At 68.6% G+C, this 13,457-nt stretch carries 10 protein-coding genes and 2 pseudogenes; 4 read left to right on the forward strand and 8 right to left on the reverse strand.

What is annotated here, in order from left to right:
* Nucleotides 1–426: 426 nt before the first annotated feature.
* Nucleotides 427–4,500 carry a beta-galactosidase gene (locus tag ABZT06_RS16565; RefSeq protein WP_355740867.1) on the forward strand — a complete coding sequence of 1,358 codons (4,074 nt, stop codon included), beginning with the start codon at nt 427–429 and terminating at the stop codon, nt 4,498–4,500.
* 75 nt (nt 4,501–4,575) lie between these two features.
* On the opposite strand, the gene ABZT06_RS16570 is transcribed toward ABZT06_RS16565, so the two are convergent.
* The 3 genes from ABZT06_RS16570 to ABZT06_RS16580 all read right to left on the reverse strand — a co-directional run bounded on the left by ABZT06_RS16570 (nt 4,576) and on the right by ABZT06_RS16580 (nt 7,215).
* The gene (locus ABZT06_RS16570) at nt 4,576–5,076 is read right to left on the reverse strand and encodes a pyridoxamine 5'-phosphate oxidase family protein (protein WP_355740750.1); all 501 of its coding nucleotides are present in this window, start codon (nt 5,074–5,076) and stop codon (nt 4,576–4,578) included.
* A 67-nt stretch (nt 5,077–5,143) separates the two neighbouring features.
* The gene (locus ABZT06_RS16575) at nt 5,144–6,775 is read right to left on the reverse strand and encodes a cation acetate symporter (protein ID WP_355740752.1); all 1,632 of its coding nucleotides are present in this window, start codon (nt 6,773–6,775) and stop codon (nt 5,144–5,146) included.
* Nucleotides 6,772–7,215 (reverse strand): DUF485 domain-containing protein, encoded by a 444-nt coding sequence (locus ABZT06_RS16580; protein ID WP_355740754.1) that lies wholly within the window; start codon nt 7,213–7,215, stop codon nt 6,772–6,774. Before ABZT06_RS16580 ends, ABZT06_RS16575 begins: the two co-directional genes overlap by 4 nt.
* Nucleotides 7,216–7,821: 606 nt before the next feature.
* Here ABZT06_RS16580 and ABZT06_RS16585 point away from each other — a divergent pair.
* Entirely contained in the window at nt 7,822–8,832 is a 1,011-nt protein-coding gene (locus ABZT06_RS16585; protein ID WP_355740756.1) for an enoyl-CoA hydratase/isomerase family protein, read from the forward strand.
* A gap of 89 nt (nt 8,833–8,921) precedes the next feature.
* Here the strand turns inward: ABZT06_RS16585 and ABZT06_RS16590 are convergent, their stop codons facing one another.
* Nucleotides 8,922–9,830 carry an NAD(P)-binding domain-containing protein gene (locus ABZT06_RS16590; protein ID WP_355740758.1) on the reverse strand — a complete coding sequence of 303 codons (909 nt, stop codon included), beginning with the start codon at nt 9,828–9,830 and terminating at the stop codon, nt 8,922–8,924.
* 83 nt (nt 9,831–9,913) lie between these two features.
* On the opposite strand from ABZT06_RS16590, the gene ABZT06_RS16595 reads away from it, so the two are divergent.
* Complete coding sequence (locus tag ABZT06_RS16595) at nt 9,914–10,285, forward strand: helix-turn-helix domain-containing protein (protein WP_355740760.1); 372 nt, start codon at nt 9,914–9,916, stop codon at nt 10,283–10,285.
* Nucleotides 10,286–10,357: 72 nt separating this feature from the next.
* Here ABZT06_RS16595 and ABZT06_RS16600 read toward each other — a convergent pair.
* The 4 genes and pseudogenes from ABZT06_RS16600 to ABZT06_RS16615 all read right to left on the reverse strand — a co-directional run.
* Nucleotides 10,358–10,920: pseudogene (locus tag ABZT06_RS16600) on the reverse strand (pyridoxal-phosphate dependent enzyme); the annotation flags it as partial.
* Nucleotides 10,921–11,032: 112 nt separating this feature from the next.
* Entirely contained in the window at nt 11,033–11,719 is a 687-nt protein-coding gene (locus tag ABZT06_RS16605; protein WP_355740762.1) for an SDR family NAD(P)-dependent oxidoreductase, read from the reverse strand.
* 87 nt (nt 11,720–11,806) lie between these two features.
* Nucleotides 11,807–12,199, reverse strand: a complete 393-nt coding sequence (locus ABZT06_RS16610; protein WP_355740764.1) for an ester cyclase — start codon at nt 12,197–12,199, stop codon at nt 11,807–11,809.
* Between the two features lie 126 nt (nt 12,200–12,325).
* Nucleotides 12,326–12,731: pseudogene (locus ABZT06_RS16615) on the reverse strand (SDR family NAD(P)-dependent oxidoreductase); the annotation flags it as partial.
* A 91-nt stretch (nt 12,732–12,822) separates the two neighbouring features.
* On the opposite strand from ABZT06_RS16615, the gene ABZT06_RS16620 reads away from it, so the two are divergent.
* Nucleotides 12,823–13,431, forward strand: coding sequence for a TetR/AcrR family transcriptional regulator (locus ABZT06_RS16620; RefSeq protein WP_355740766.1), 609 nt, complete (start codon nt 12,823–12,825; stop codon nt 13,429–13,431).
* The last annotated feature ends 26 nt before the right edge of the window (nt 13,432–13,457 follow it).

The following is a 13,457-nucleotide window of genomic DNA, read 5'->3' on the forward strand; positions in this document are numbered from 1 at the left end:
ACAAGAGGGCTATCCGCTGAAAAGCTTTCCCTGAGAGGCGATTGCCTGACATGGACTAGTGCGGGGCGCTGTCGAAGCGCTTCGAGCATGCCGCGGGCCTTTCCGGACATGACCAAGCGGTTCCTGCGCTTCCTCATGACACAGCCGCAAAGATCTCGAAGGACCCGCAGGCGGCTCGCGCCCGGACAGCCGCCCGGCGTTCAGCTGCCCCCACCGCCACATCTGCCTTCTGCAGCCCCATTGTGTTGAGTCAACTGCCCCCCTACTGTTCGACTTTGCCTGAGTCTGTTTGATGCTGATCGTTCAGGCGAGAGGGAGGCCGCAGTGCGAGGAAACCGGACCGATTCAGAGACCGCGAGACCCGGTCGCCGTGGGTGGTGGAGGGCGGTCCTCGCGACAGCCGCGACCGTCGCCCTGGCCGTGGGCATGATCGCGCCCGCCACGGCGCGAGAGGCGGGCGGGCAGACATCCGCCGCCGCGCCGGCGGCCACCACACAGGCGCACACCGTGAGTCTCGACGGCTACTCGTTTCTTGTCGACGGAAAGCGGACCTACCTCTGGTCCGGCGAGTTCCACTACTTCCGGCTCCCCAGCCCGGACCTGTGGCGGGACATCTTCCAGAAGATGAAGGCGGCCGGCTTCAACTCGACCTCGCTGTACTTCGACTGGGGATACCACTCGCCCAAGCCGGGTGTGTACGACTTCACCGGGGTGCGCGACGCCGACAAGGTTCTCGACATGGCCGAGGAAGCCGGCCTCTACGTCATCGCACGGCCCGCGCCCTACATCAACGCGGAGGTCGACAGCGGCGGTCTGCCCGGCTGGCTCACGACCAAGGCGGAGAACAACCGCAGCGACGACCCGCGCTTCCTGAAGTACGCCGACGAGTGGCTGACGCAGATCGACCGGATCATCGCCCGGCACCAACTCACCGACGGCACCGGCTCGGTGATCGCCTACCAGGTCGAGAACGAGTACTACAACGGCTCCGCGGCCGCCCGCTCGTACATGCAGCACCTGGAGGACAAGGCCCGCGCCGACGGCATCACCGTGCCGCTGACCGGCAACAACAACGGCACCTTCAACTCCGGTGCAGGCGCCCTGGACGTGGACGGCCCGGACTCCTACCCGCAGGGCTTCGACTGCTCGAACCCCTCGAAGTGGAACGGCGTCCCCGACATCAGCTACGACCACCCGGCCGGCAAGCCGCTGTACTCCCCGGAGTTCCAGGGCGGCGCCTTCGACCCGTGGGGCGGCCCGGGCTACGACAAGTGCGCCGAGCTGATCAACGACCAGTTCGCCAACGTGTTCTACAAGCAGAACATCGCGGTCGGCGCGACGGCCCAGAGCTTCTACATGACGTACGGCGGCACCAACTGGGGCTGGCTGAGCATGCCGCAGAACTACACGTCGTACGACTACGGAGCCGCGATCCGCGAGACCCGACAGCTCGATCCGAAGTACGACGAGGACAAGCTGATCGGGTACTTCACCCAGGCGGTGGCCCCGCTCACCAAGACCGACGCGATCAGGACCACCCCACCGGACGACTCCGCGGTCGTCGACACCGCCCGGATGAACCCCGACACCAAGACGCAGTTCCACGTGCTGCGGCACGGGAACTCCACGTCCACGGCGGTCGACAAGACCCACATCTCACTGGACTTCAACGCCCAGCCGGCCGCCGACACCACCTACACGTGGGACGACCCCGACTCCGCGCTCCAGTACGCCGGTTCGTGGTCGCACGTGGCCAACCAGAGCTACACCGGCGGCGACTACAAGCACACCGAGTCGTTCTCCAACAAGGCCGGTGACTCGCTCACCGTCCCCTTCGACGGCACCGCGATCCGCTGGATCGGCTCGAAGACGAACAACCACGGCAACGCCGACGTCTACCTCGACGGCACCAAGGTGGCCACGGTCGACGACTCCGGCGCCGAGAACCAGGCGGTCGTCTTCCAGAAGACCGGCCTGACACCCGGGTCACACACCCTGAAGGTCGTCGTCGCGGGGAACCACAGCTCGGGATCCACCGACAACTACGTGGCCATCGACGCCATCGACGTGCCCACGGGTGACGCCGCTGCCCAGCCGACCTACCCCGTCGTGCCCCAGCAGCCGGGCACCGCGATCACGCTCGACGGCCGCGACTCCCACGTGATCGTGGCGAACTACCCTCTCGGCGACGCGCAGTTGCAGTACTCGACCTCCGAGCTCATGACCGCCGCGACCATCGGCGACCGGGACGTCGCCGTCCTCTACGGCGACCCGGACAGCGACGGCGAAACCGTCTTGCGCTACTCCTCGAAGCCGACGGTGGCCGCCACCGGCGGTACGGTCACGACCACCTGGGACCCGGCCACCGGCGACCTGCGGCTGAACTACACCCACAAGGGCCTGATCCGGATCAGCGTCAGCGGCGGCGGACAGCGCCCGCTGCTGCTCCTCGTGGGCGACAAGGCCACGGCGAAGACCTTCTGGCGCCAGGACACCGCGACCGGCCCGGTCCTGGTACGCGGCACCCACCTGCTGCGGACCGCGACCAGCCTGAACGGCGGCCGTACCGTGGCGCTCACCGGCGACAACGCCGACGACAAGAACATCGAGGTGTTCACCTCCGCCGACCACGTCACCTGGAACGGGAAGGCACTGAAGACCCGGGCCACCGACCCGGGAAGCGTCACCGGGAAGATCGCGGTGGCCGCCGCGGTACACCTGCCGGCCCTGACGAACTGGAAGCATGCCGAGGAATCCCCCGAAGCCGCCACCGGTTTCGACGACACCAGCTGGCAGGTGGCCGACAAGACCACGACCAACAGCGTCTCCGGCATCAACAAGCTGCCGGTCCTCTACGCGGACGACTACGGCTTCCACACCGGCAACACCTGGTACCGAGGCCGCTTCCGCGCCACCGGCAAGGAGACCGGCATCCACCTGGTCTCTGACTCCGGCGGAGGCGCACAGGCCTTCTCCGCCTGGCTCAACGGCACCTTCCTGGGCAGCTCCACCACCGGCGGCGCCGACTTCACCTTCCCAGCGGGTTCGGTCAAGTCCCAGGGCGACAACGTCCTCTCCGTGCTCACCGTGAACATGGGACACGAGGAGGACTACAACTCCACCAACGGCAACAAGACCGCGCGCGGCCTGACCGGCGCCTCCCTCGTCGGAGCCCCGCTGACCTCCGTCACTTGGCGCGTGCAGGGCGTACGCGGTGGCGAGGACCTCCAGGACACCGTGCGCGGCCCGCTGTCGACGGGCGGCCTGTACGGCGAGCGCGCGGGCTGGTCCCTGCCGGGCTACCCGGACGCCAAGTGGAGCCGGGTGTCCCTGCCGACGACCGACACCCGCCCCGGGGTCTCCTGGTACCGGACCGATGTCGCCCTGGACCTGCCGCACGGCCAGGACACCTCACTCGGCCTGACGTTCACCGACGACCCGTCCCGCAAGTACCGGGCCACGATCTTCGTGAACGGCTGGCAGGTCGGCAACTACGTCAACTACCTCGGCCCGCAGCACACCTTCCCCGTCCCCAACGGCATCCTCGACCCGAACGGCCGCAACAGCATCGCCATCGCCGTGTGGAACCTGGACGGCAGCACCGGCGGCCTCGGCAAGGTCTCGCTGACCGACTACGGCAGCTACGCCTCGTCCCTGCGTGTCGCGCAGAACGACAGCCCCCGCTACGACTCCCGCAAGTACGCGATGCCCAAGCGTCCGGGAGCCGAAGTCACCCTGGACGTACCGGACACCGCTCAGCCGGGGGAGGCCTTCACGGCCCGGACGACCGTACGAGTGCCCAAGAACGGGGCGTCCGCGTCCCGGCTGACGGCCGCGCTCTCCGCCCCCGACGGCTGGAGCGTGAGCGCCACGAGCCCGCTGTCGCTCAAGAGCCTCAGGCCGGGCGGATCGGCCGCCTTCACCTGGAAGGTCCAGCCGCCGACCGGGGACCTGCCGTCCGCCTCGGCACTCACCACCACGGTCCACTACCTACAGAACGGACGGCAGGCCACCGGTACCGACGAGCGCGTCATCGGCGGGATACCGCCGACTCCGCCCGCCGGGAAGAGCGCTGTCAGCGACCTGCCGTTCCTGTCCTCCACCAACGGATGGGGCCCGGTGGAGCGTGACAGCAGCGTCGGCGAGCAGGCCGCCGGGGACGGCCGTACGATCACCATCGCCGGCGTGGGCTACGCCAAGGGCCTCGGCACCAACGCGCTCAGCGACGTCCAGCTCTACCTGGGCGGGAACTGTTCGCGGTTGACGGCACAGGTGGGCGTCGACGACGAGACGAAGGGTGCGGGCACGGTGACGTTCTCCGTGATCGCCGACGGCAGGACCCTGGTGACCACGCCGACGATCGGCGGCAAACAGGCCGCCGTGCCCGTCGACGTCGACGTCAGCGGCGCCCAGGTGGTCGACCTCAAGGTCGGCGACGCGGGCGACGGCAACGGCAACGACCACGGTGACTGGGCGGTGCCGACCCTGACCTGCGGCTGACGGCCGTAGCAGGACAGTGGGTTCCGGCTTCTGGTCCCCATGCCCCGAAAGGCAAGGGGACCAGAAGCCTGGCGCTCAGGCCCGCTGCCGTTCCTCCCGCTGCCGGACCAGTTCCTCGACCGCGCTCGGCAGCGTCGTCTCGAAGTCGATGAGCTTCGCCCAGGTAGGCGTCACGACGATCCGGACCATGCCGTCGTGATACAGCGAACGCACCTCCGCCTCCCATTCGACCCGTTGCTCGGGGCTCATCTGGTAGCTGCTGGTCGGCTGGAGGTACTCGTCCGGGATGCCGTCGACGAAGTCCAGCTCGGCCCGGCCCCGGATGAGCAGGATGTGGGGCGGGTGCACCTCGGTGTCGATCGTCAGGGCGACCGCCGGGTTCTCGCGCAAGGCCGCGAGCTTCGGGGCGTTCTTCGAAGTGCACATGACGATCTCCGAGCCGTTCCAGGCGAACGCGATCGGGACGTTGCGGGGTGTGCCGTCCTTGGCGACGTAGGCCAGGCGGGTCAGGTCGCGAGCCAGCAGTTCCTGGCTGATCGGCTGGTTCAGGATGTCGGTGATCTCGTTCGTCCGCATGGTCGTTCCTCCCGTGGTGGCGACTGCTGTACTCGGGACGGAGCCGGTGCCGCTTTCTCGACACCCTTCATGGTCCGTCCGGGCTCCAGCTCGGGCGTCGTCGGGGAGGTCCGGCGAGGATCAGTTGCTCGATGCCGGCGTACCGCTCACGTGCGCGACGGGCGCTGCGGCGTCCGCTGAGGAAGGTCCCCAGCCAGCCGCAGGCGAAGCCCACGGGTACGGAGACCAGGGCGGTCGTGGTGAAGGGGAACCAGTTCAGGTCGGCCTCAGGGAAGGCCGCTGTCGGGGACCCGGAGACCAGCCGGGTGCCCGACATCAGGACCAGGACGGCGACCGAGCCGCCGATGAGCGTGCCGAGCAGCCCGGCCTTGCCGTAGCGCCGCCAGAACAGCGAGTAGACCAGCGCGGGCGCGATGGCGGAGGCGCCCATGCAGAAGGACAGGGTGGCCAGGGGCTGGAGGCTGCGGTGCTGGGCGAGCGCGGCCAGCAGCACCACCGGAATGCCGACGATCAGCGCGCAGGCCCGTGCGAGGGTCATCTCCCGCAGCGGGGGCATGCGGCTGTTCCGGGAGGCGATGACGTCGTGCGCCAGGGAGTTGGCGCAGGCGAGCGTCATCCCGGCGACGGAAGCCAGGAGGGTCAGGAAGATCGCGGTGGTGACGGTGCTGAACAACAGGCCCTCGGTGCGGGAGACGTCGGGGCCGAACACCGCGCGAGCGCCCAGCAGGTAGGCGGTGCTGCCGTGCGGATCCGCAGCGGTGATCTTCTCGCGGCCGACCAGTGCCGTGGCGCCGAGGCCGATGACGGTGATCACCAGCATGAACAGGGCGACCGAGGACACCGCCCAGGACATCGTGCGCCGTACCTGGCGGGCGTTGCCCGCGGTGTACATCCGCATGGTGACGTGCGGCAGGCAGGCGCCGCCGAGCACGATGGCGACCTGTGTGCTGATCATGTCCAGTCCGGGGTGCGGCCCGTCCGCGAACTGCAGGCCGTACTGGAGGAAGGCCTCGCCGGTCCCGCTGCGCCGCGCGGCGGTGTCGACCATCGTCCCCGGGTGCCAGCCGAAGGAGGCGAGGATGAGCACGGCGACCACGAGGCCGGACCCGAGGAGCATCACCGTCTTGATGATCTGGATCAGCGCGGTGCCCTTCATCCCGCCCAGGGCGGCGTAACTGATCATCAGGATGCCGGCGCCAAGGACGCAGCCGGTCTGCATGGCACGGTCGGAGAAGCCCAGGATGAACGCCAACAGCTGCCCCACGCCCGCCAGTTGCACGATCATCATCGGGATCAGCGACAGCAGGGTCACCACGCACGCCGTGATGCGCACGGCCCGCCCGGGGACACGCCGGCTCAGCGCGTCACCCATGGTGAACCGGCCGGTGTTGTGCAGGGGTTCGGCGAGCAGGAACATCAGCAGGAGCAGCGACAGCAGCGTGCTCAGGGCCAGGACGACACCGTCGTACCCACACAGCGCGATGACCCCGCCGATGGTGAGGACGGTCGCGGCGGAGATGTAGTCGCCGGCGACCGCCAGGCCGTTGCGCAGGGGGGACAGTGTGCGATACCCGGTGTAGAACTCCTCCAGGTCGTCGCGGTCGGGGCCGGTCAGCACGCACAGCAGGAGCGTGAGGGTGACGACGCTGCAGAAGGCGACGAGGGACCAGGACTGCGCGGAGCCGCCGAGGTCGGTCATGCCTGGGTCCGCCCGTCACCGTCGGCCGGGCGTGCGTACCGGCTGACCCTGCGGGCCAGGGGGTCGACGAACCGCCGTGCCGAGTACTCGAACAGCAGGACGGCCAGCCAGGTGACGGGGATCTGTACGACGGCGAGCAACAGGCCGGTCGGAAGCCCGCCGAGGGACGGGCGGGCCATGAGGGCGGGGGCTCTGACGGTGAGGGTGAGGAAGACGGCGAAGTAGCCGAGGGCGACGAGTGTGGCCACGCGGCGCTGCCACCGGCAGGCACGGCGCAGGACCCGCAGGGCGCGGTGGTAGCTGGACCACGAACGCTGACGGGTCCCGCTGCCCGTGCGCCCTGCGACCGCCGCGGGGGACGGTGGCCGGAGAGCGGTGGGGGAGGGGACCCGTCCGTCGTGCCGGTGCGGCAGGGATAATTCCGAGCGGTCGTAGGACATCCCAAAACTCCTAGCGCGGTGGGCCCGGAAGTCACGGACCGCAAGAAGGTGGGGGAGGCGGAGGCGGTTCGGGTCACCGCACGCTATGCGGGTGTCCGGGCGGTGGATGGGTGTTCCGTTGAACTTTCCGGCGGAAGCGCCGAACGTGAGCCGGCCTGGGTGGGTGCCTGTGGTGCGGCTGTGGCGGGAGGTGCACAGGCGTTTCCTGTGGTCCCCTTCCTTTCGATTCGGTCGTCTGTACGTCGTACGTCAGTCCCCACTGCCAATGGCTGCTCTGACGGACGGGGACCGGTCGGCAGGGCGATGGGCGGTACGTCGAATGCTGCAGAGGCGTGCCGTCCATGAAGGGGGTGGTACTGCTGGCATATGCCCGCCGAGTATCGCGCCGCGTGCATGTGCCCCGGCGCGCGATCGGCCGCCCCGGAGTCTCGTCACTCTTGTGCCGCGGGGCTGTGTTGGTGTGCTCATGAAGACGGCGCTGGCTATGACCGCTCTCTCCGCGGCCGCCGACGGGCTCGTCAAGGCGCTCAGCGCCCTGTGCGAGGATCTTCGAGGAATGTGATGGCCACGACAGCCAGGTCCGCGGGAACGACGAAATGACGAGCCATGCCTGACAGCACCACGGTCGAGATTCTCGCCGAAGTCCACCGGGGCGTCGGCCGGATCCAGTTGAACCGGCCCAAGGCCCTCAACGCCCTGACCACAGACATGGTCGCCGCCATCGACCGTGTGCTCGCCTCATGGGAGGGCACACCGCTGTCCGCCGTCGTGCTCGCCAGTACCAGCACGAAGGCGTTCTGCGCCGGTGGGGACATCCGTACGATCCGCGAGTACAGCCTCGCGGGGGATGCCGAGGCCAGTGAGCGGTTCTTCGCCACCGAGTACCGGCTCAACGCCCGGATCGCCGAGTATCCCGTGCCAGTCGTGTCGCTCATCGACGGTCTGTGCATGGGCGGCGGTCTCGGCCTGTCCGTCCACGGCGGCTTCCGCGTCGTCACGGAGCGCGCGGTGCTGGCGATGCCCGAGACCGGGATCGGGTTCTTCCCGGACATCGGGGCCAGCTACTTCCTGCCGAGGCTGCCCGGCGCGATCGGCATGTACGTGGGACTGACCGGGCACCGCCTCGATGCGGCCGACGCTTTGTACACGGGGCTGGCCACGCACTTCGTCCCCGCGGACGGGCTCGGTGCGGTCGCGGACGCCCTGGCCGACCATCCCGACGACCCGGTGGACGTCGTCCTGAACCGGCTCGCCGGCCGCTCCCCGGTGGCGGAGAGCGGGCTGGCGGAGGTACGCGGTGACGTGGACCGGGCGTTCGGGGCGCCGACCCTCGGCGAGATCGAGAAACGCCTGCGCCACTTCGACACCCCCTGGGCGGCAGCCGCGTCGGCCGCCCAGGAGTCCGCCTCACCGCAGAGCCTGGAGATCACCCACGCACTGCTGGCCCGGGGCAGACAGCGCACGTTGCGCGAGTGCCTCGACGCCGAACTCGCCCTCGCCCGTACGACCATCCGCACGCCGGACTTCCTGGAGGGCGTCCGTGCCGCCCTGGTCGACAAGGACCGCGCTCCCCGCTGGCAACGTACCTCGCTCGGCGGAGGGGCACCGCAGGCCTGAGCATGTCGGGCCGGAGGTGCGGGTCACCGCGGAGGGGAGTGCCGCGGAGTGGTGGCGGCCGGGTGTGTGTTCATCGCTCGCGCGGTCGGTCAGCGCGGTCGTCGGATGCTGTCGATGATGCGGGTCCAGTTGTCGCTGCCGTGTCCGTTCTCGATCGCGCGCCGGTAGTGGGCCTGCACGGCCAAGGGGAGCGCGAGGTCGAGACCGAGTGACGTACTGGTCTCGACGATGTGGTCGGAGGTCGCACCCATCATGGTGACGGTGCTGAGGTCACCGGGGTGCTTTCCCGCGTCAAGCGCGGTGCCGGGCCTGTCCTCACCAGCCCTCAGGATGCCGCCGATCGAGTCCGCGGCGGAAAGCAACTCCGGCAGCGCTTCCGACGCATTCAGTCCCGCGGTCCCCAGCATCGCCGTGGCGTGCATCAAGGCCGACAAGGTGGTCAGGAACACCGTGAGTTGGGCCTGGTACATCATCTGGGCGAGGCCCGGGTCACTGCCCAGATACCTGGGTGTTCCCAGCGGCGTCAATGCCGCCCGATGGTTCTCCAGCACCTGGTCACGGCCGCTGTAGTAGACATGGGCCGCCTCTGTGCCGACCATCGGCGCGGGAACCATCACACCTCCGGTGAGGAAGTGGGCGCCATGGCCCACCGCCCAGGTTGCTGCCTCGCGTGTGCGGTCGGGAGTGTCAGAACTCAGGTTGACCAGTGTGCGCCCGGCGAGCGACGCCGTGGCGCTGTCGAGGATGTCGTACATCGCCTGGTAGTCGGTGAGGCTGAGGATCACGAGGTCACTCGCCTCGACCGCCTCGCCGGGTGTTGCCGCGAGGGTGGCTCCGTCGGCGATGACGTCCGCGGCCCGACTGGCGGTGCGGTTCCAGACGGTGACCGGATGGCCGGCGGCGAGGAGGGTACGGGTCATCGCCTGTCCCATCGGACCGAGTCCGATCACGGTGACGGCGCTGCTTCGGCTGCTGGTGGCGTTTTGTTGTTCGTTCACCGCTCCATGCTCCGAGAGCGCCACTACTGTCGGAAGTACCCACTATTTTCTGCGGTACTTACCTTTCAGTAAGGGGATCAGTGATGGCCAAGGCGCCGAGACGCGGACCTTATATCTGTGGCATCGACGCCGCGCTCGACGTGGTGAGCGGCAAGTGGAAGGGACTGATCCTCTGGGAACTCGACGCCCATCGCATACGCCGATTCGCTGAGCTTCGTCGCGGCCTGCCGGGAGTGAGCGAGAAGATGCTGACGCAGCACCTGCGGGAGATGGAGGAGGACGGTCTCGTGCACCGGGAGGTGTACGCCGAGGTTCCGCCGCGTGTGGAGTACTCCCTCACCGAGCACGGGCGCACGCTCAATCAAGCGCTCAAGCCGCTCGGCGCCTGGGGAGCTGAGCGGACGCGTCGCGAAGGCCACGAGGTGGCCGACGTGGCCGAGGCCTCACATGGCTAGGACCTCGGCAGACAGCGGGTGACGGCTGAACTGCCAGGTGGTCCTGCCAGGCAGCGGGGCTACCATTGACTGTCAAGATGTGTGAATGGGAGCCGCGCCGACCCAGCGGTGGTAGGCGTCCACGTCGACGTTGCTGCCGCACACGATGGTGACGACGTGTCGGTCGGCGAAGCGGTCACGGTCTTCGAGGATCGCCGCGATGCCGAGCGCGGCCGAAGGTTCGACGACGAGGCCGGCGTGGTCAAGGAGCATTCGCACACTGGCGATGATCGACGCCTCCTGGACGAGGACGGCGTTATCAGCGACCAGGAGGAGGTCGTCCAGGACAGCGGGGATGGGACGCCGGCCGGCGACGCCGTCAGCGATGGTGTCGGTCGAATCGGTGGTGACGACACGTCGCTGGCGCCACGAGAGCGTCAGCGCCGGAGCGCCCAGCGGTTGGACGCAGATCACCTCGACTTCGGGTGCCAATGGCTTCTCCACATGACCCACGCTGGTGGCCAGCGCCCCACCGCCGAGAGCAATCAGGACGGTGTCGAACGACGGTACGGTTCCACCAGTTCCAGGCCGATGGTCGCCGCGCCCTCGCAGGTCTCGATGTCCAGGCTGTCTTCGACCAGCCGGATGCCGTCGTACGTGCGATGGCTGCCGCCCACTCGCAGCCAACTCGTCCGTCAGGGATTGGCCCTGATCACTGCCGTGGTTGAAGGTAGCCGTCACTCCTCCTCATCTCCGTAGGCTCAATGGCTACCAGGGCACCACCCCGTTCTCGTCCTGGAAGGTTCCTGTCGGACCGTCCGGGTCGAGGGTTGCCAGCCGTACCACGACCTTGGCGCTCTCCTCCGGCGACCGTCCCACTCCGAATGCTGCGGTCAGGTCGGTCGCGGTGGTGCCGGGCTCGACCGCGTTGAACTTCACGCCCGGATGGGATTTGGCGTACTGGACCGTGAGCATGGTGGCCGCGGCCTTGGACGCCGAGTAAAGCGTCAACGGCAGGTTGAACTCCGGCCGGTCCGGGTTGGTCACCGCCCAGAAGGACCCTGCGCTGCTGGAAACGGTGACGACGGTGGGGTTCGCGGACCTGCGCAGCAGGGGAAGGGCCGCCTCGGTGACGCGCACGACTCCCACCGCGTTCGTGTCGAAGGCCCGCAGAGCAGTGGGGCCGTCGGTGACTCCGTGCCCCAGGATGCCCGCGTTGTTCACCAGGACGTCGAGCCGGCCCTCGGCCGAGTCGATCGTCGCCAGCGCGCTGCTCACCGACGCGTCGTCGGTCACGTCGAGTTGTACGAACCGTGCGCCGAGTGCGGCTGCGGCCTTCTCGCCCCGCTCGGCGTGCCGTGCGCCGATGTAGACGACGTGTCCCAGCGCCAGCAGTTGTCTGGCTGTCTCGTAGCCGATGCCCTTGTTGGCCCCGGTGATCAGTGTGATGGGCATGTGTGTCCTCGCGAGTCATGGTGGCCCGAGTGGGCCGTCGGTGAGGTGCGGACTGCCGTCCGAGGTGCTGCCGGTGATTTCAGGGGGTCAGCCGGTCAGTTGCCGCAGTAGTTCGCCGGCGTCGTGCAAGGCGGTCATGTGGACGAACCGACCGTTGCGGACCTGGTAGATGGCGTATTCGGCGATCTCGAACGAGGCGCCGGTGGGAGGCACGGCGAGCCACTCCTTCACGGGGGTACCGGTGTTGACGAGGCGCGCGGCGAGACGGTCGCCGTCGAAGAGGAGTTCCTTGAGCTCCCAGTGGAGGTCGGGAACGGCATCCACGTCATGCTTTTGGACGGCCATGAGGTCGTCCCGGGTGGCGGGCTCACCGTTCAGCGTGGTCAGGTCGTTGATGAACTCGTCCATACCGTCGAACTCGTGGGCGTTGAGGGCCTCGAGATAACGAAGGTAGAAGGCGCGCAGATCGCTGTCGGACATGGGGAACCCTTCGGGTCAGTTCCGGGTGATGAGGTGCGCGAGCTCTCAGATCTGGTTCAGGCCGCCGTCGAATAGGCGCGTCGACAGTTGCTCCTGGAACCGTGCCGGGCCGGGGGTGAGGCCTCTCAGGGCAGGGGTGTCGGTCGGTCCGGGCGGACGGTGTTGACGCGGATGCCGTGTCCCTTGAGTTCGTTGGCCCAGGTCCGGGAGAACGATCGGGTGGCCGCCTTGGTCGCCGCGTACACGCCGAGTCCCGCATCGCCGACATCCACGTTGGTGGAGCCGTTGAGAATGACCGAAGCGCCGTCGCTCAGCACGGGCAGCGCCGGTCCAGGTCGGCCAGGTTCGAGATGTCGCCGGGCACCGCGGTGGCAGCTGAACCGATTGCTTCGACGGCCGCGTCGAGTTCGGACTTGCGCCGGCCGGTGATGAACACGCGCGCACCTTCGGCCGCCAGCCGGACGGCACTGGCCAGTCCGATGCCGGTGCCGCCCCCGGTGACGAGAGCGGTCCTGCCTTCAAGTAATCCCATGCCAAAGCCCCTTCGACTTCCGCAATGATCGATGCGGAAGTCGACCGTAACACTTCTGCAGCGGTCATTGCAGAAGAAGTAGACTGCGGCAGTGGAGACGAAACAGAGCGGCCCCATCGGCCGACCCCGAGGATTCGACACCGACGAAGCTCTCGAGCGCGCCATGCTGGTCTTCTGGCAGCACGGCTACGAGGGGGCCAGCACCGCGAGCCTGACCAAGGCGATGGGCATCTCCACCACCAGCATGTACGCGGCCTTCGGCAACAAGGAGGAGCTCTTCCGCAAGGCGCTGAAGCGCTACTCCGAAGGCCCCAGCGCATACCTGGCCCGCGCCCTGGAAGAGCCGACCGCCCTCGGGGTCGCCACCGCGATCCTGGCCGGAACCGTCCGTACCACCACCCGCCCGGCCCAGCCCCACGGGTGCCTGGGCGTCCAGGGTGCCCTGTGTACCAGCGACTCCGGGCAGGAGGTCCGCGACCTGCTCGTCGCCTGGCGCACCGATGGCTACTCCCGCGTCCGGGAGCGGTTCCAGCGGGCCGTCGACGACGGGGATCTGCCTGCGCGGACCGATCCGGGACTCCTGGCCCGCTACGTCACCACCTTCGCCTACGGCCTCGCCGTACAGGCCGCGAGCGGCGTCGGCCGCGACGAACTCCAGGAGCTGGCGGACGCCGCCCTGCGCAACTGGCCTCAGCTGTAGGACTGCCCGGAACGGCCGGGTGTGCT

It is taken from the genome of Streptomyces sp. NPDC005483 (genome assembly GCF_040606035.1).
Lineage (GTDB): Bacteria > Actinomycetota > Actinomycetes > Streptomycetales > Streptomycetaceae > Streptomyces.

Excerpts from the sequence above, each read along its gene's own strand:
- ABZT06_RS16570 (WP_355740750.1), bottom strand. The coding sequence starts at position 5,076 with ATGCGGACGAACGAGATCACCGACATCCTGAACCAGCCGATCAGCCAG.
- ABZT06_RS16610 (WP_355740764.1), bottom strand. The coding sequence starts at position 12,199 with ATGTCCGACAGCGATCTGCGCGCCTTCTACCTTCGTTATCTCGAGGCC.
- ABZT06_RS16580 (WP_355740754.1), bottom strand. The coding sequence starts at position 7,215 with ATGTCCTACGACCGCTCGGAATTATCCCTGCCGCACCGGCACGACGGA.
- ABZT06_RS16605 (WP_355740762.1), bottom strand. The coding sequence starts at position 11,719 with ATGCCCATCACACTGATCACCGGGGCCAACAAGGGCATCGGCTACGAG.
- ABZT06_RS16595 (WP_355740760.1), top strand. The coding sequence starts at position 9,914 with ATGGCCAAGGCGCCGAGACGCGGACCTTATATCTGTGGCATCGACGCC.
- ABZT06_RS16585 (WP_355740756.1), top strand. The coding sequence starts at position 7,822 with ATGCCTGACAGCACCACGGTCGAGATTCTCGCCGAAGTCCACCGGGGC.
- ABZT06_RS16565 (WP_355740867.1), top strand. The coding sequence starts at position 427 with ATGATCGCGCCCGCCACGGCGCGAGAGGCGGGCGGGCAGACATCCGCC.
- ABZT06_RS16575 (WP_355740752.1), bottom strand. The coding sequence starts at position 6,775 with ATGACCGACCTCGGCGGCTCCGCGCAGTCCTGGTCCCTCGTCGCCTTC.